Annotated in this window: 15 protein-coding genes; 4 read left to right on the top strand and 11 right to left on the bottom strand. The window is 69.7% G+C overall.

Translation table 11 applies throughout. The annotated features are described in order from the left end of the window. Positions 1–74 precede the first annotated feature (74 nt). On the top strand, positions 75–719 hold the full coding sequence (locus FJ887_RS03845; RefSeq protein ID WP_137826732.1) for a biliverdin-producing heme oxygenase: 645 nt from the start codon (positions 75–77) through the stop codon (positions 717–719). Between the two features lie 33 nt (positions 720–752). On the opposite strand, the gene FJ887_RS03840 is transcribed toward FJ887_RS03845, so the two are convergent. From FJ887_RS03840 to glmS, 8 genes are all read right to left on the bottom strand, one after another. After that, the gene (locus FJ887_RS03840) at positions 753–1,247 is read right to left on the bottom strand and encodes a GNAT family N-acetyltransferase (protein WP_137826731.1); all 495 of its coding nucleotides are present in this window, start codon (positions 1,245–1,247) and stop codon (positions 753–755) included. Between the two features lie 8 nt (positions 1,248–1,255). Next, entirely contained in the window at positions 1,256–2,053 is a 798-nt protein-coding gene (gene tsaB / locus FJ887_RS03835) for a tRNA (adenosine(37)-N6)-threonylcarbamoyltransferase complex dimerization subunit type 1 TsaB (protein ID WP_137826730.1), read from the bottom strand. A gap of 12 nt (positions 2,054–2,065) precedes the next feature. Further along, positions 2,066–2,821 (bottom strand): tRNA (adenosine(37)-N6)-threonylcarbamoyltransferase complex ATPase subunit type 1 TsaE, encoded by a 756-nt coding sequence (gene tsaE, locus FJ887_RS18635; protein ID WP_140954798.1) that lies wholly within the window; start codon positions 2,819–2,821, stop codon positions 2,066–2,068. After that, positions 2,818–4,068 (bottom strand): alanine racemase, encoded by a 1,251-nt coding sequence (gene alr / locus FJ887_RS03825; RefSeq protein WP_137826728.1) that lies wholly within the window; start codon positions 4,066–4,068, stop codon positions 2,818–2,820. Before alr ends, tsaE begins: the two co-directional genes overlap by 4 nt. Continuing rightward, on the bottom strand, positions 4,065–5,597 hold the full coding sequence (locus FJ887_RS03820; RefSeq protein WP_137826727.1) for a bifunctional ADP-dependent NAD(P)H-hydrate dehydratase/NAD(P)H-hydrate epimerase: 1,533 nt from the start codon (positions 5,595–5,597) through the stop codon (positions 4,065–4,067). Before FJ887_RS03820 ends, alr begins: the two co-directional genes overlap by 4 nt. 7 nt (positions 5,598–5,604) lie before the next feature. Then, positions 5,605–6,906, bottom strand: a complete 1,302-nt coding sequence (locus FJ887_RS03815) for a M20 metallopeptidase family protein (RefSeq protein WP_140954799.1) — start codon at positions 6,904–6,906, stop codon at positions 5,605–5,607. A gap of 191 nt (positions 6,907–7,097) precedes the next feature. Further along, positions 7,098–7,520 carry a holo-ACP synthase gene (locus tag FJ887_RS03810; RefSeq protein WP_137827059.1) on the bottom strand — a complete coding sequence of 141 codons (423 nt, stop codon included), beginning with the start codon at positions 7,518–7,520 and terminating at the stop codon, positions 7,098–7,100. A 121-nt stretch (positions 7,521–7,641) separates the two neighbouring features. Beyond that, complete coding sequence (gene glmS / locus FJ887_RS03805) at positions 7,642–9,516, bottom strand: glutamine--fructose-6-phosphate transaminase (isomerizing) (protein WP_137827058.1); 1,875 nt, start codon at positions 9,514–9,516, stop codon at positions 7,642–7,644. Positions 9,517–9,806: 290 nt separating this feature from the next. On the opposite strand from glmS, the gene coaA reads away from it, so the two are divergent. Beyond that, positions 9,807–10,844, top strand: a complete 1,038-nt coding sequence (coaA, locus tag FJ887_RS03800; RefSeq protein WP_137827057.1) for a type I pantothenate kinase — start codon at positions 9,807–9,809, stop codon at positions 10,842–10,844. 169 nt (positions 10,845–11,013) lie between these two features. Next, on the top strand, positions 11,014–12,876 hold the full coding sequence (locus FJ887_RS03795) for an ABC transporter ATP-binding protein (RefSeq protein WP_137827056.1): 1,863 nt from the start codon (positions 11,014–11,016) through the stop codon (positions 12,874–12,876). 220 nt (positions 12,877–13,096) lie between these two features. On the opposite strand, the gene FJ887_RS03790 is transcribed toward FJ887_RS03795, so the two are convergent. The 3 genes from FJ887_RS03790 to FJ887_RS03780 form a co-directional block, all read right to left on the bottom strand. Further along, positions 13,097–14,086 (bottom strand): type IV toxin-antitoxin system AbiEi family antitoxin, encoded by a 990-nt coding sequence (locus FJ887_RS03790; RefSeq protein WP_137825621.1) that lies wholly within the window; start codon positions 14,084–14,086, stop codon positions 13,097–13,099. Positions 14,087–14,436: 350 nt separating this feature from the next. Next, a complete protein-coding gene (locus tag FJ887_RS03785) occupies positions 14,437–15,126 on the bottom strand; it encodes a phosphonatase-like hydrolase (RefSeq protein ID WP_137825622.1) in 690 nt (229 codons plus the stop codon). A gap of 53 nt (positions 15,127–15,179) precedes the next feature. Continuing rightward, positions 15,180–15,932, bottom strand: coding sequence for a GntR family transcriptional regulator (locus FJ887_RS03780; RefSeq protein ID WP_249356767.1), 753 nt, complete (start codon positions 15,930–15,932; stop codon positions 15,180–15,182). A 189-nt stretch (positions 15,933–16,121) separates the two neighbouring features. Between FJ887_RS03780 and FJ887_RS03775 the strand changes: the two genes are divergently transcribed. After that, positions 16,122–17,270, top strand: a complete 1,149-nt coding sequence (locus FJ887_RS03775) for a TIGR03364 family FAD-dependent oxidoreductase (RefSeq protein ID WP_171007041.1) — start codon at positions 16,122–16,124, stop codon at positions 17,268–17,270. Positions 17,271–17,354 lie beyond the last annotated feature (84 nt).

The raw sequence follows: 17,354 nt of genomic DNA, 5'->3' as shown, positions 1-17,354 counted from the left end.
GGCGGTGCGAACCCAGCGGTCACGGAGCCTGCCGCGATAGACTCTGTCCACCCGGCGACATCAGAGGAGCAGCCATGACCGACCCGTTCTCCGCTCGCCTCAAGGGCAGCACGGCGACGATCCACGACGAGGTCGAGCACACGGACTTCATGGTCGAGCTCATGGAGGGCCGGCTCGATGCGGTCGCATACGCGACGCTGCTCACGCAGTACGAGGTCATCTACGCAGCCCTCGAGGCTCGGGCCCGTGACTTCGCCGCCTCTCCCGTGTTCGCCCCGTTCCACGACCCCAGGCTCGAGCGGTCCGCGCGGATCAGCGCCGACCTCGCCGCTCTCGGCCACGTCGACGGCATCGACGTCTCCGGGATCGCGGTGACGACGAGTGCGCAGGCCTATGCCGATCATCTGGCCGCCCTCAACACCCCCGAGCAGATGATCGCGCACCATTACACCCGCTACCTCGGCGATCTCTCCGGCGGGCAGGCGATCGGCACCCTCATGGGCAGGCATTACGGCCTCCCCGAGGCGGCGCTGACGATGTGGGACTTCACCGCACTCGGCAAGGGGAAGCCGTACAAGGACGCCTATCGCGGTCGTCTCGACGCGGTCGCGGCGACCGGCGGCGACGAGGAGGCCGTCATCGCCGAGACGCTGCGGGCCTTCGACCTCAACGGGGCGCTGCTCTCCGAACTCACCGACCGGCCCGCGCCCGTCGCGTGAGTCCCTCGGGTTCTGTCGCTCGAGGCGATCTCGCTAGCGCAGGCTGCGGCGCATGAGGATCGCGTCGGCGCCCGGGTAATAGTCGGGGCGCCTGCCCCATTCCTCGAAGCCGAGCGACCGATAGAGACCGAGCGCAGCGTCGTTGCCGTCGGCGACCTCGAGGTGGATGACCTCGGCACCCTGGCCCGCCGCCCAGTCCATCCCGGCGGCGAGGAGACTGCGGCCGATCCCGCGTCCGCGGGCCGCCTCGGTGGTCGCGATCGTCATGACATCGGCTTCCGCACCGATCGCCGACATGACCACCCAGCCGGCAAGCGCTCCGGGAGCCTCATGACCGGTGGGCCCGCCGGTCTCCTCCTCGTCGTCCTCGACCGCGACCTGCGGGAGACGTGCAGCGAACATCGCCGTGCCCGGTTGGGCCCGGACCGCCCAGTAGTACAGGACGGTCCAGGCGGTGGGGCCGAAGATGCGCGCATCGGCCTCGGCCACCTCGGCGAGGTCCCACCAGGGGAGGTCGACGATCTGCACGGGCGCGGCTACTTGAGCGTGCTCTGACGCACAGGCGTCGCCGCGGCATCGGGTTCGCGGAGGTACTCGGGCACCGGTTCGCCGAGCTCGCGCCCAGCCGCGAGGTCACGGGCGACGGCGAAGGCGAGGTACTCGGCCCTCGGGTCGACGATGTCGGGTCGAGTCGAGGAGCCGAGGAGCTCGGAGTAGAGGGCGAAGCCGCGCCCGAGACGCTCGCTGATCGCGCCGTCATCGACGCCGTGGGCGGCCAGCTCCGCGGCGAGGTCGGCGGGCTTCGCGACGAGGGGGCCGGCGACGAGATCCGCGGCGGGCGAATACACGCTCGCGTAGACCTCCTTGCGGCGCGCGTCCCCGGCGATGAGGACGAGTCCCGGCTCACCGCCGGCAATGTCCGACGCGGCGACGTCCTCGGCACCGGCGCCGGTGCTGCCGTCCGCGACCGTGCCGACCGCATCTGTGTCGTCCGTGCCGGTGCCGTCGGCATCGGGGCGTGTGGTCAGCCGGCGGAACTCCTCGGCGATCGCTGCCTGCGAATGGAGACCGTGGACGGGGATGCCGCGCGCGAGACCGACCGCGATGCCCGCGGCGATGCCGACCCGCAGACCGGTGAACGGTCCCGGGCCGGTGCCGGTGACGACGAGGTCGGGGGCCGCGGGGTGGGCGAGCACTCGCTCGAGTGCCGGTCCGATGAACTCGACGTGTCGGCGCTGGTCATCGGCCTGTTCCGCCGCGAGCACCTCCCCTGAATCGGTGTCGACGAGTGCCACCGAGGCGGCCTGAGAGGTGTCGATTCCGAGAATGATCATGCGTGCTCCTCCTTACGACCCGTCGTCCCCGCGGTCGGCGTCGCCGGACCCGCGGGTGGATTCGTCGCGCCTGTGGGCCGGCCCGTCGTCCCCGGGAGCACCGGCGACATCCCCGGGCCCATCGGCGACGTCGAATCCGGCGGTGCGGATCACTGTGACAAGATCGCTGAGGCGGCGCTCCCATCCGGGCCCGTGGCCGACGATGTCGACGGTGCGGTTCTCGTCGACGAGGTAGTCGTCATCGGCAGGATCGTCGAGGTCGAAGTCGCCGGTCGCCTCGGTGTCGCCCGCACCGGCGTTGCCCACTCCGCCGTCCGCGGAATCGGCGTCGTCCGCGGACGCATCCTTCGCCGCAGCACTGTCCGCACCAGCACCGGCGGCACTGTCGGCATGGGTGATCGTGAGATCGAGGTAGTCGGCACTCAGCTGCTCGGCCAGTCCCTCGCCCCACTCGACGACGGTCACCGAGTCCTCGAGCTCCGAGTCGAGGTCGAGGTCGGAGAGCTCCTCGGCGGCTCCGAGGCGGTAGGCATCGACGTGGACGAGCGCCGGCCCGCCGTGCGTCGACGGATGCTCCCGGGCGATGACGAACGTCGGCGAGGTGATCCGCCCCGCCACCCCGAGGCCGCGACCGAGGGACTGCGTGAACGTCGTCTTCCCCGCCCCGAGATTGCCGGTGAGGATGAGCAGGTCACCGGCGCGCAGCTGCCCGGCGACCGCCTCGGCGAGGGTGCGCATCCGCTCCAGGGAGGTGACGCGAATTCTCATGCCGCCCCCTCACGCCCGCCGGCGATGTCCGTCCCGCTGTCGGAGACGCCGCTGCCGTCGACGTCGACATCGGCACGGGTGACGTCGACGCCGAGGCGGTCGACGCGGGCGCTGATGCGGGTGACGATCTCGTAGTTGATCGTGTCCGCCCACGCTCCCCATTCGTCGGCGCTCGGGCCGTCGGGACCGAAGATGACGACCTCGTCGCCGACAGCCACCTCGGCGTCGCCGACGTCGACGATGAACTGGTCCATCGCGATGCGCCCGATGACGGGGAAGCGCTGCCCGCGGATCGTCACCGCTGCGCGGTTCGACGCCGACCGCGGCAGGCCGTCGCCGTAGCCGCCGGGCACGAGGGCGAACCGCGTGTCGGTCTCCGCGGTGTATGTCAGTCCGTAGGAGGCCCCGTGACCTGCGGGGATGTCTTTGAGGTTGACGACCTCCGAGACGAGGCGCATGACCGGGGTGAGCCCGAGGTCGCGAGCCGACCGGTCCTCGAGCGGAGAGAGCCCGTAGAGGGCGAGCCCGACCCGGGCCGCGGTGCCGGGCACGGGCCGCAGGGTGAGCGCGGCCGGGGAGTTCGCGATGTGGATGTCGAGGTCAGATGCCTCACCGAGGCGACCGCCGGCGGCGTCGAGGACGGCGACGAGATCGTCGCGCACGGCGTCGAAGACCTGCTGCTGCTGCGCGGTTTCGGGACGGTCGGGTTCGTCGGCGACTGCGAAGTGGCTCATGATTCCGGCGACGACGAGGCGGGGGCGGTCCACGGCGGCGTAGTCCCTGAGTGTGGCGAGCACGTCGGCGACATCGTCGGGGGTCAGCCCGTTGCGCCCGAGACCGCTGTCGATCTTGAGGTGGATCCGCGCGGTCGTGCCCGTCCGCGCGGTCGCCTCGAGGATCCGGTCGAGGGCCCCGAGCGTGGACACGCCGAGAGCGATGTCGGCGTGCAGGGGGGCGTCGAGATCGGATTCGGGACCGTAGAGCCAGGCCATGATGTTCGCGTCGGGGCCGAGGAGGCCGCGCAGATGCAGCGCCTCATCAAGGGTGGCGACGCAGAATTCGCGGTGTCCGGCGGCGTGGAGGGCGGTCGCGACGATGTCGACGCCGTGCCCGTACGCGTTGGCCTTGACGACGCATTTGAGTCTGGCCGGCGCGATTCCCGCAGCGAGGACGGCGGCGTTGGCGCGCAGGGCGGCCGCATCGATCTCAGCTCTGACGACAGAGCCCTGGGATTCGCGTGAAGTCACTGGACAAGGATACCGTCCGCGGCCTCGGGTCCGTGGACGAGGGCGGTCGTCACCGTGCCGGTGGCGGCGACGAGCTGTTCGGCGTTGATCGACACCTCCCCGGCCGCATTGTGGAGCAGCACGCCGAGGCCGGCCGTGTGCGCGGCGGCGCGCGCAGGCAGCGGCCCGTCGTCGCCACGGGTCCGCCGCCCAGCCTGCGCCGCGGCGAGCAGGGTGCCGATGATGCCGGTGAGGACGTCGCCGGACCCGGCCGTCGCGAGGCTCGCCGGCCCCGGCGACGGGAGAACCGCGAAGCCGTCGGGACACGCGATGACCGTCTGCGCGCCCTTGAGGAGGACGACGTGCCCGGTCACCGCCGCGGCCTTCCGCGCCCAGTGGAGGGGGTCGGCCGCGACCCGCCGGGAGGTGATGATCTCGCCGAGGAGGCGGCTGAGCAGGCGGGAGAGCTCACCCGCGTGCGGGGTGAGGACGACCGGTCGGTTCGCATCGGGCTCGTCGTGTCCGACGAGGTCGAGGGCACCGGCGTCGAGGACGAGCGGCACCGTCGTCTCCGCGATCGCGCCGAGCGCGGCCTCGACGAACCCCTGCTCGGGATCCCCTGACCCGACGACGAGGGCGTCGATGCGACCGGCGGCGAGGACCACCTCGGCGTGCCGGTCGAGGATCCGGTCCCCGACCTCGCCGTCACCGAGGTAGCGGACCATCCCGGCGGCCGTGTTCACCGCCGCACCCGAGGTGAGCACGCCCGCGCCCGGGTACATCGCGGACCCCGCGACGACGCCGAGGACCCCCCGGGAGTACTTGTGATCGGCGGCGATGGGACGAGGGAACTCGGCGATGAGGTCACCGATGTCGAGGACCTCGGCGACCGCCTCGGCGGGGTCGAGATCGAGCCCGATGTCGACGACATCGACGGCCCCGGTGAAGGCGGCGGCGCGGGGGTCGACGAGGTCGGCCTTGAGTCCGCCGAAGGTGAGCGTCGCGTCGGCGTGGATGCGGGTGTCGGGCGCTGTGTCGGCGGAGGTGTCGAGGTCGGAGGGGACATCGACGGCGATGACGGCACCGGTCGGATCGCCGGCCCGCCAGTTGCGGATGAGCGCGGTGACGGGGCCCGGCAGTCCGCGCCGACCACCCGTGCCGAGGATGCCGTCGAGGACGAGGTCGGCGCGATCGAGTGCGGTGAGCGCCTCGGTGTGGGCGTCCTCACCGGCGGCGAGGACATCGGCACCCGCACGCTGTGCGGCGGTCAGTCCCTCGACATGTGTGCGGTCGAAGAGGGTGATGACCTCGACGAGGGCCCCGCGGCGGGCCAGAGCGGCGGCGGCGAAGAGCGCGTCGCCGGCGTTGTTGCCGGGTCCGGCGAGCACGCACACCCGGGCTCCGGCGACCTGTCCGCGCGCGGAGCGCAGGGTCTGCGCGGCATACCGTGCGAGGGCCCCGGCCGCGCGAGCCATGAGTGGGACGCCGGCCTCGAGGAGGGGCACCTCGGCGTCCCTGATCACCTGACTCGGATACGCGAACGTGCTCATCGTCGGCTCACTCCCCCGCCAGCTGCGCGAGCTTCCGCCCGGCGAGATGGGCGAGGAAGAGCGCCTGGTCGGCCAGGCCCTCGTCGCTGTGCCGGGCACGCGGTGAGTGGTTGGCCTCGCGCTCGGCGACGGGCAGGGTGGGCAGGGCGACGCCGAAGTGCCCGTAGGCGCCCGGCACCTCGGCGAGCACGCGGGAGAAGTCCTCGGACCCCGGCAGCGGGTTCGCCCTGGTGACGGTGCGGTCGGCCCCGAAGAGGTCGGCGAAGGTCGCGAGGAAGAAGTCCGCCTCGGCGTCGTCGTTGATCGTCGGCGGGAGGATCCGCTCGTAGTCGACCTCGGCTTCGAGCCCGTGCGCGGCGACGAGCGTGGTGACGAGATGAGGCAGCTCCGCCTCGGCGCGGGTCGTCACCTCGTCGGAGAACGTGCGCACGCTGACGACGAGGGTGGCGAAGTCGGGGATGACGTTGGGGGCGGTGCCGCCGTTGAACTGGCCGACGGTGACGACGATGGGGTCGAAGATGTCGAAGCGGCGGGTGACGTACTCCTGGAGCTGGCCGACGAGCATCGCCCCGACCTCGATCGGGTCGCGGCCGCTGGCCGGGCGGGAGGCGTGCGTGCCGAGCCCGCGGACGGTGATCGTCATCTTCGCGAACGCCGCCATGTACGACCCCCGCCGGGAGGAGCCGACGCCGAGGTCCTGATCAGCGGAGACATGGATGCCGTAGGCGGCTTTGACCCGCGGTCCGGCCGCGTCGAGGACGCCTTCGTCGAGCATCCGCCCGGCACCGTCGTAGCCCTCTTCACCGGGTTGGAACATGACGACGACGTCACCGGGCAGCTCGGCGCGCGTGTCGTGGAGGAGTCTCAGCGCCCCGACGAGTCCGGCGGTGTGGAGGTCGTGGCCGCACGCGTGCATGTTCCCGTTCGTCGCGGCGAAGTCGAAGCCGGTCGCCTCGGTGATGGGGAGGGCGTCCATGTCACCGCGGAGGAGGACTGCGGGCACGACGCCGGTCGCGTCCTCAGTGCGCTTGCCGCCGCGGAGGACGGCGACGAGGGAGGACAGCGCGTGGCCTTCGGTGAGCTCGATGTCGAGATCGGCGATGGCGTCCCTGACGAGGGCCTGCGTCGCGGGCAGGTCGAGGCCGACCTCCGGATTCGCGTGGAGGGCGCGGCGCAGGGCGACGAGGTCGCCGGCGATGGCCGCGGCGTCGGCGGGGGTGGGGAGGCCCGCCGGGGTGGTGGACGGGAGGGGCGCCGAGGTGGTGGACGCGGGAGACTCGAGGTCGCGGGGGTCGGCGGCGGAGGTCATGGGACGAGTCTATTCCTCCGCGCGGCGGGCGCCTGGACCGTTTTCCGGACGCAGAGTGTCGATGTGCGAGTCCGAAATCGACACTCTGCGACCTCGATTCGGTGGCTCCGGCCGGGACCGCGGGACTGAGCCGGGCCTGGATGCGCTTGCGCACTGCCGGGCGCCGGGGGCGCGGGCGCCAGGTCCGGCGACTAGCCGAAGTGGTTCGCGTCCCACTCGACGCCGGGGCTGAGCGAGGGCCCCTCACCCTCGGCGATGACGAAGGTCATCGTCACGTTCGCGTCGTGGGTGATCGAGAGGTGGAGGTTCGTGCCGCCGATGAGGCGGAAGTGCTCGAGGACGAGCCCGCGCAGGCGGAACGAGGGGGCACCGGAGCGGGCGGGGACCACCTCGGCGGACTGCCACGGCAGCCATCCGGGGAACCCGATCGCCTTCTTCAGCGCCTCCTTCGCGGAGAACCGCGCCGCCAGGGAGGCGTCCGTGCGGCGCTTCCCGTTGCGTTTGAGCTGTTCGGCGGGGGTGAGGAGACGGTCGAGGAGTTCCGGCACGCGTTCGATGTGCTCAGCGAAGCGCGGCACATCGGCGATATCGGTGCCGATTCCCAGAATGGCCATGGCCTCCCCCGTTCTCCAGTGCGACAGTTCTCCAGTGCGGCTCACATGCGAGCCGTGCGACCGTTCTCCGGTGCGACTCGAGCCCGGGCCGCACCATGCGCGGCCCGGGCTCGAGGATGCGTCATTCGACGGTGACGGACTTCGCGAGGTTGCGGGGCTGGTCGACGTCGAGTCCCTTCGCCGTCGCGAGCTCCATCGCGAAGATCTGCAGCGGCACGGTGGTCAGCAGCGGCGCCATGAGCGTCGTCGTCTCGGGGACGTAGATGACCTCGGAGGCGAACTCGCGCACCTCGTCATCCCCCTCCTCGGCGATGACCACGGTGTTCGCACCGCGGGCGCGGACCTCCTGGATGTTCGAGATCACCTTCGCGTGGAGTGAGTCGCGGCCGCGCTTCGACGGCACGACGATGATGACGAGCTGACCGTCGTCGATGAGCGCGATCGGGCCGTGCTTGAGCTCACCGGCGGCGAAGCCCTCGGCGTGGATGTAGGCGAGCTCCTTGAGCTTGAGCGCACCCTCCATCGCGACCGGGTAGCCGACGTGGCGGCCGAGGAAGAGCACCGAGCCGACGTCCTCGTTGCGCCGCGCGAGCTCGAGGACCTGGTCCTTGCCCTCGTCGAGGATCCGCTGGATCTTCTCCGGGATCGTCTGCAGCTCCTTGAGGATGAGCGAGATCTCGTCGCGGAACTTGTTCCCGCGCAGCTGCGCGAGGTAGAGGCCGAGCAGGTAGCAGGCGACGACCTGCGAGAGGAATGCCTTCGTCGAGGCCACGGCGATCTCCGGTCCGGCGTGCGTGTAGAGCACGGCGTCGGATTCGCGCGGGATCGTCGAGCCGAAGGTGTTGCAGATCGCGATGACCTTCGCGCCCTGCTGGCGGGCGTGGCGGACGGCCATGATCGTGTCCATCGTCTCGCCCGACTGGGAGATCGCGACGATGAGCGTCTTCTCGTTGACGACGGGGTCGCGGTAGCGGAACTCGTGGGCGAGTTCGACCTCGACGGGGATCCGGCACCAGTGCTCGATCGCGTACTTCGCGACCTGGCCGGCGTAGGCGGCGGTGCCGCACGCGACGACGACGATCTTGTCGATCGTCTTGAGGACCGCCTCGTCGATGTTCATCTCGTCGAGGGAGAGCTTGCCGTCGGTGTCGAAGCGCCCGAGCAGGGTGTCGCCGACGGCCTGCGGCTGGTCGTGGATCTCCTTGTCCATGAAGGAGGAGAATCCGCCCTTCTCCGCCGAGGCGGTGTCCCAGTCGACCTCGAACTGCTCACCGGGCACGACCTTGCCGGCGAGGTCGGTGATGACGACCGAGTCGGGCGTGATCGTCACGACCTCGTCCTGGCCGATCTCCACGGCGGTGCGCGTGTAGTCGATGAATGCGGCGACGTCGGAGCCGAGGAAGTTCTCCCCCTCGCCGAGGCCGATGACCAGCGGCGAATTGCGGCGCGCGGCAACGACGGTGCCGGGCAGGTCGGCGTGGACGGCGAGCAGAGTGAAGGCGCCTTCGAGCTGCTGCGCGGTCTCGCGCATCGCGGCGGTGAGGTCACCGGTGGCGCGGTAGTTCTTCGCGAGCTGCGCGGCGGCCACCTCGGTGTCGGTCTCCGAGGTGAACTCGAAGCCCTCGGCGACGAGCGGAGCCTTGAGCTGCGCGAAGTTCTCGATGATGCCGTTGTGGATGAGCGCGAGGCGTCCTCCGTCGGCGACATGGGGGTGGGCATTGACGTCGGTCGGTCCGCCGTGGGTCGCCCACCTGGTGTGCCCGATGCCCGTCTGCGCGAGCGGCAGCTCGTTCGCCTCGAGGTCATCGGTCAGGTTGGAGAGCTTGCCTGCCTTCTTCGCCGTGGCGAGTTCGCCATCGGGGGTGACGAGGGCGACTCCAGCGGAGTCATATCCTCGGTATTCGAGCCGTTTGAGTCCGGCGAGCACAACGTCGAGCGCAGTATGGTCGACATCGGCGACCGGCGCACTGGAGACATAACCTACGATTCCACACATGAGAGGAATTTTACTGGGCCGCGTCAAGCCCACCTCTCACCGGGTCCCCCGCCCTCCCGCCGAGGTGACCGCCCCCACTGCGCGGGCGTGACCGGCCCCACTGCGCAGCCGTGACCGGGCGCACGACACGGGCGTGAGGCGGTTGCACGACGCGGACGTGACCGGTGCACCTCACCGGGGCGACCGCCCGACCGCACGGCCGTGACGACCGCCTCCCCCACCTCGGCGCGGACACTTCCGGTGACCGGGTGCGCACGGCATCTCACATGACGCATGACACAATTGTCCCCATGCCTCATGTCGACCCCCAGCTGGACCGTGCGCGCCGCCTCGCCGGACTCAACACCGCGAAGAAGATCGAGGACCAGCCGAGCTCGCCGTTCTGGGAGTTCGACCGCGAGGTGTGGGGGAAGCTCGCGCAGTCGACGCCGCTGCCGCTGACTCAGCGTGACATCGAGCGGCTGCGCGGCCTCGGCGATCGCATCGACCTCGACGAGGTGGCCCAGGTCTACCTGCCGCTCTCCCGCCTGCTCAACCTCTACGTCTCCGCCCGGCAGGGCAAGCACCAGATGACGCGGGAGTTCTTCTCCCCCCTCCACGAGCTCGGCCTCGAACCGCAGGATGCCAAGCGCACCCCGTTCGTCATCGGCGTCGCCGGGTCGGTCGCGGTCGGCAAGTCGACGACGGCGCGCGTGCTCCGCGAACTCCTCGCCCGGTGGCCCGACACCCCGCGCGTCGAGCTCATCACCACCGACGGCTTCCTCTACCCCAATGCCGAACTCGAACGCCGCCACCTCGGCGGACGCAAGGGTTTCCCCGAGTCGTACGATCGCCGCCGGCTCCTCCGGTTCCTCTCGGCCGTGAAGTCCGGTGCCCCCGAGGTCCGCGCGCCCGTGTACTCCCATCACACGTACGACATCGTTCCCGGCGCCGAGGTGGTCGTCCGCTCCCCCGATGTCCTCATCGTCGAGGGCCTCAACGTCCTCCAGCCGGCCCGACCCCGCCCCGACGGCACCGTGGGCCTGTCGACGAGCGACTACTTCGACTTCACCGTCTACGTCGATGCCCGATCCCGGGACATCCGCGAGTGGTACGTCTCCCGCTTCCTCAAGCTCAAGCACGGCGCATTCCAGGACCCCGACTCCTACTTCCACCGGTACTCGAAGCTCAGCGACGACGAGGCGGTGACGCTGGCGACCGAGATCTGGGACTCGATCAACTTCCCCAATCTGCGGGAGAACGTCCTGCCCAGCCGAGGCCGCGCCGACCTCGTCCTCCACAAGTCCGCCGACCACACGATCCGCAAAGTGCAGCTGCGCAAGCTCTGACCGCCTCGGCGAGGCATCTTCTGCCGATCTCGGAAATAGAATCGCCCCGCAAATAGTTGCACAGGGTGCACAGTTTGAGATCTCCGAGGAGGCGATGCGCCTTCGCCCGAGCCGCTGCGCGATCACGAGCACGCGACGCCGACGGGCGAGAAGAGGAAATGAGGCCGCAATGAGCATGCAGTCAGCCCACCGCCTGATGTACACGTCGGTGAAGAACAAACGCACCCCGGACACGAAGATCCAGCCGGGCACCTACCGGCGGATCGTCGGCTTCGCCAAGCGGCACAAGAAGAAGCTCGCCGTCTTCCTCACCCTCTCCGTCGGATCGGCGATCATCGGCGTGCTCAACCCCGTCCTCGCCGGTGACGTCGTCAACGCGATCACCGGCGGCGGGCCCGTCGCCACGGTCGTGTGGATCGCCGTCGCCATCGGGGCGCTGGCGATCGCCGACGCCGCGATCAGCATCTCCAACCGCTATCTGTCCTCGCAGATCGGCGAGGGCCTCATCTTCGACCTGCGCACGGCCGTCTACGAGCACGTGCAGTCGATGCCGATCGCGTTCTTCAACCGCACGCGCACCGGCGCGCTCGTCTCCCGGCTCAACACCGACGTCATCGGCGCGCAGCGGGCGTTCTCGAACACCCTGTCAGGGATCGTGTCGAACATCGTCTCGCTCATCCTCACCGTCGGAGTGATGGTGACGATCTCGTGGCAGGTCACCGCTCTGTCGATCCTCCTGCTGCCGCTCTTCATCATTCCCACGAGGCTGCTGAGCGGGAAGCTCGCGGCCCTGCAGTTCCAGGCCGCGGAGAACAGTGCGGACATGTCGACGCGGATGACCGAGCGGTTCTCCGCCGGAGGTGCCACGCTCATCAAGCTCTTCGGCAACCCCGCCACGGAGAACCGCGAGTTCGCCGATCGCGCCGGTCAGGTCCGCGACATCGGCGTCAAGGTCGCGATGCTCCAGTCGACGTTCGTCTCCTCGCTCACCCTCGTCTCCGCCCTCGCCCTCGCTCTCGTCTACGGCATCGGCGGCGCCCAGGCCGTCCTCGGCAATCTCAACGCCGGTCAGGTCGTCACCCTCGCACTCCTGCTCACCCGCCTCTACACGCCGCTGACGATGCTCGCGAACGCCCGGCTCGACATCATGAGCGCGGTCGTCAGCTTCCAGCGGGTCTTCGAGATCCTCGACCTCGTGCCCTTCATCAAGCAGCCGACCGAGCCCAAGGCACTGCCGACGACCGGCCTCGACATCCGCTTCGACGACGTCAGCTTCGCGTACCCGAGCGCGCAGGAGGTCAGTCTCGCGAGCCTCGAGGACGTCTCCGTCCTCGACTCCCGCGGCGGTCAGGAGGTCCTCCACGACCTCGACTTCACGATCCCCGCCGGGCACACCGTCGCGCTCGTCGGATCCTCGGGAGCCGGCAAGTCGACGATCGCCTCCCTCCTGCCGCGCCTCTACGACGTGACGAAGGGCGCGATCACGATCGGCGGAGTCGACGTCCGCGACCTCTCCGCCGAGACGCTGCGCCGCACCGTCGGCGTCGTCACCCAGGACGGTCACGTCTTCCACGAGTCGATCCGCTCGAACCTGCTGCTCGCGAAGCCCGACGCCACCGAGGCCGAACTCGCCGACGCCCTCGACCGGGCCCAGCTGCACACCGTCATCGCGAGCCTGCCCGACGGCCTCGACACGGTCGTCGGCGAGCGCGGCTACCGCCTCTCCGGCGGTGAGCGCCAGCGCCTGACGATCGCGCGGATGCTCCTCGCAGCCCCGGAGATCGTCGTGCTCGACGAAGCCACCTCGGCGCTCGATTCGACCAACGAGGCGGCCGTGCAGCAGGCGCTGACGCAGGCGATGTCGGGTCGCACAGCGCTCGTCATCGCCCACCGGCTCTCGACGATCCGGCAGGCCGACACGATCCTCGTCGTCGAGGGCGGGCGCATCGTCGAGTCCGGCTCGCACTCCGAGCTGCTCGCCCGCGGCGGCCGCTACGCGGAGCTCTACGCGACGCAGTTCTCCGCAAGCTGAGGCGCGCGCCGGGAGCCGGGGCGGGTGCGGGGCGCGGGGAGCCCTGCTGGGTTGCGAGGCGCGCCGTCGCTCAACACTTCGCGTGAATATCAGCGCTTCCCCGAGCTCGAACTCGCTCGGTCAACAGTTGGCGCGAAAAAGCGGCCTTTGGAGACCACTTTTTCGCGTTAACTGTTGAATGAGGGAGCGCCGAGGGAGCAATCGGCGACTCCAGCCGCACTCAGCCTACAGTTGAGCGAGCAGGCCGCTGCGGTGTCCGTCGTTCGATCGCCGCTCTGATCCGGAGGAACTGGGTCGCGGAGAAGAGGTCCTGCCATGTCAACCGGAACACTTCGTATCCGAGGTTGCGGAGGGCGTACTCTCTGCGCCGCTCCTGTTCGAATGCCTTCTTCGGGTCCACACCTTTGAGGTGGTATTTCCCTGCGCCATCGAACTCGGCAACCACCTTTGCCTGCCTGTTCGCGAAGTCGGTGCGCGCGACGAATCGGCCGTTCTCGTCGACGATGACGACCTGTGGTTCGAGCCCCGGAACGGAGAACTCCACGAAGCGGACTGCGGTGATCGACTCTCCCACCGATTCGCGACGCCCGTCGACGTTCTCCAGCACGGTCTCGATCCGTCGCTGACGGGTGCGCACTGGATGGTCGGCGACGTAGGTCTGGAACTGCTCCTCGGTGATGACCGAGCGATGCAGGGCGTCGTCGATCGCTGCAACAGCGAGGGCAAGCGGATAGTCTCGCGCGAGATCGAACAGAGTGCGGAGGACCGAGGTGACGGGAATCCCGTCGACAGGAACGACGTCTTGTTCGTCGAGCGAGCGGCGCCTCACCTGCATCGACGGCCTGCGCAGGCCACAGCGGGGATGGACCGATTCGGCGAACACATCGCCGTCACGCTCGATGAAGGGGACAGCGAGTCCGTGGATGATGAGCGCACTCCGGTGGGAGAACACGGCATGCGGCAGAAGCTTGCCGACGTACGACCGGACCATGATGCGCAGATCTTCGTTGCGCTTGAGCTGCCCTTCTGTCTCGCGAGGGAGGTCGGTGGCGTCATCCGAAGCGACATCCGAGACGAACCGGTGAACACTCACCGCACATGACTTGGTGACGACGTAGATCCCGCGCCGGACGCGCCGCAGGCAGCACTTCTCGGCTCTGAGAATGTCGTACTCGCTCAGGCCCGCCGTCCTGAGCTCCGCAGCGCTCATACATATGAACATGCATCAAGAATGATCAAAAGACAGCTCTGTGACAATACCTCTGGATCAATCTGTGGATAACCTGTCACTTGAGTGCACAAGTTGCGCGACCTCGGGGCTGGAAGCGGGAGAGATCGCGAGCTGCCGCTCAACACTTCGCGTGATTATCAACGCTTTCCCGAGCCTGACCTCGCTCGGTCAACAGTTGGCGCGAAAAAGCGGCCTTTGGGGACCACATTTTCGCGCCAACTGTTGAATGAGCCGAAGACTCCGGGAAGGGGCCGTCACTGCCGAGCCGCGTCTGCTTCAACCGCATGCCGGGCGTGCGGCGCGGCCGGCCCCGCGGTGCCGGCCGCGGCTCAGCTGCGGAGGCCGAGGTACGCCGGGATCTCCGCGACCGAGGACAGGGACTGCGCTCCGTCCTGCGCCGCGAAGTCGGCGGCGGTGAGCTTGCCGGTCTCGACACCGAGGACGACACCGGCACCGGCGGCGGCTCCGGCCTCGACGTCGACGACGGTGTCACCGGCGACGAGCACCGTGGCCACGTCCTTCGTGCCGGTGCGCTCCATCGCCCGCTGGATCATGTACGGGTAGGGGCGTCCGGCGGCGACCTCGTCGGAGCAGACGACCGCGTCGAGGTTGCCGCCCTCCCCCGTCGCCCAGCCGAGTCCCTCGAGCAGGGGTCCGGCGACATCGGTCGAGAATCCCGTCGTCAGCGCCACCTTGACGCCGTTGCTGCGGAGTTCGGCGAGCGCCTCGGGGATGCCGGGCAGCGGCTCAGGCGGGGTCGCTGCGTAGAAGTCGCGGAGCAGCGCGCGGAAACGGTCGAACGAGGCCGCCACCGTCGCCTCGTCGCCGGCGTGCCCGCCGAGGCGGAGCAGGCTGCGGATCGCCTCGACCTTGTCGGCACCCATCCACGTCTGGAGGTTCTCGTCGGTGACCTTGACGCCGTTCTCCTCGACGCTCTGGCGCAGTGCGCGGTAGACGTCGCCGTGTTCGTTCAGCGTGGTGCCGGCCATGTCGAAGACGGCGAGTTCGATGGTGGTCATGGGTGTGCTCCTTGAGTGCGGTGTCAGGTGTCGGGAATGAGCTGAGTGCGGTGTCAGGTGTCGGGAATGAGGCGGACGACGGAGTTCGCCGCCCCTGCGGTGTTGTTGATCGTGAAGGTGACCTGGTCGGGCAGATAGTGGTCGTCGGAGTACTCGACGGGCACGCCCGACCCGGTCGAGGTGATGCGCCGTTCGCGCAGCAGCGGCGAGCCGACGGGGACGTCGAGAAGTTCGGCGTCGACCTCACCTGCGCCGATCGCGTCGAAGGTGTGCCGGGCGGCGACGAGTTCGACGTCGTTGGCCTTGAGGTGGGCGAAGATCGACCCGCTGTCGGTGTCGAAGTCGAAGAGGTGGCGTCCCGCGTCGAGGGTGAACGCCGTGCGCTCGACCATGACGGGCACCTCGTCGAGGAGGCGGAGGCGGATGATCTCGACGACGAGCTCTCCGACCGGGACGCCGAGGTTGAGCGCGACGTCCTGATTCGCCGCGCGCTTGGCGAGTTCGACCGTGCGCTGGCCCGGGGTCCGGTTCGTCGAATGCGCCCACTCCGAGAACGAGAGGAAGCTCGTCATCGACTGCGTCGGGATCGAGCCGACGACATGCGCGACCGCTCCCTGACCGCCGGCGATGATCCCCTCGGCCCGCAGCGCCGACAGCGCCTGACGCACCGGACCGCGGGAGACGGAGAACTCACGGCACAGCTCGGCTTCGCTCGGGACCGCGGCTCCGATCGGCAAGCGGCCATCGGTGATCCGCGCACGGAGTTCGTCGCCGATGACCCGATGCAGCGCGGTGCGCGGCTCCATAGGTGAACGAGAACTTGTCATCATAGGTTCGACCCTAACCCACTCCCCACGTCCCGACCGGCTTCACGTTTGAACGCCGGGTGAACAGATTCTGACTCTGCGGGATCGTATATGAACGGCTCGACAACTTATATATACATGCCCCGAATCGGCTTGTCCCAGACGTTCCCGACACGGCAGTCTCGAGGCATGAACCATTCTCACATCATCGTCGTCGGGGCCGGCATCGTCGGTCTCGCCCACGCCCGGGCCGCTGCCCGGCGGGGGCATTCGGTGACGATCCTCGACGTCGACACCGCCCCGCGCGGTGCCTCGGTGCGCAACTTCGGACACGCCTGCATCACCGGACAGACCGACGAGTTCGCCGAGCTCGCCGCCGCCGGCCGCGACCAGTGGATCGCCGCGGCCGCGGAGTCGGGCTTCTGGGCCGCGGAGACCGGGGCGTACGTCGTCGCCACCTCCCACGCGCAGATGGCCGTGCTCGAACAGGCCCGACTGTCCAAGGCGCCCGGCGCCATCGACCTCCTCACCCCCGAACGACTCGCGACCGCCGTCACCGGTGACCCGCACGCTCGCCTGCGCGGCGCCGTCGGCGGCGCCCATCTCACCGCCGACCTCCGGGTCGACCCCCGCACCGCGGCTCCGCGGATCGCGCAGACCCTGGCGGCCGCCTCGGCGATCGAGCTCCGCACCGGAGTCCGGGTCAGTCGGGTGGGCGACGGCGTCGTCGAGACCAACCGGGGCACGTTCACCGCCGACCATGTCATCGTCTGCACGGGCCACCAGCTGCCTGCGCTCTTCCCCGAGCTCGCCGCCGAGGCGGGCCTCGTCGAATGCGCGTTGTCGATGACCCTGGCCGCGACCCCGGAGCACATCCGCACCGACGCCGCGATCCTCTCCCGCACCTCGTTGCTGCGCTACGACGCGTTTTCCACGATGCCCGCCGCCGAGGCGGTCCGCGACGAGGTCGCCCGCAGCGCTCCCGAACTCCTCGCGGTCGGCGCGAACGTCATGTTCGGCCCCCGGCCCGACGGGACGATCATCATCGGCGACTCCCACGTCTACGGGGAGAACGTCGACCCGTTCCTGCCCGAATCGACGACGGAGGTCCTGCTCGCCGAGGCGGCCGCCGTCCTCGATCAGCCCACCGGGTTCTCGATCCGCCAGCGCTGGCAGGGGGTCTACGCCTCGAGCGAGTCCCGCCCGCTCATCGTCGAGAGCGTCGACGAGCGGACCACGGTCGCGACCGTGGCGACCGGGATCGGGATGACCATCGCCTTCGGCCTCGCCGAGCGCACCCTCGCCGGCATCCGCCGCGCCGACCGTCCCGCCGCCTGAGGCGGCAGCGGGCGCGGCAGAATCCGCCGCGCCCTCACCGCCCGCGCCCACAGACCAGACCCGACCTGACCGCCGACCACTCAG

This window comes from Brevibacterium sp. XM4083, assembly GCF_006489205.2.
In the GTDB taxonomy this organism is placed as follows: domain Bacteria; phylum Actinomycetota; class Actinomycetes; order Actinomycetales; family Brevibacteriaceae; genus Brevibacterium.
The sequence above is the reverse complement of the archived record's forward strand: the minus strand, read 5'-3'. Positions and strand labels throughout refer to the sequence as shown.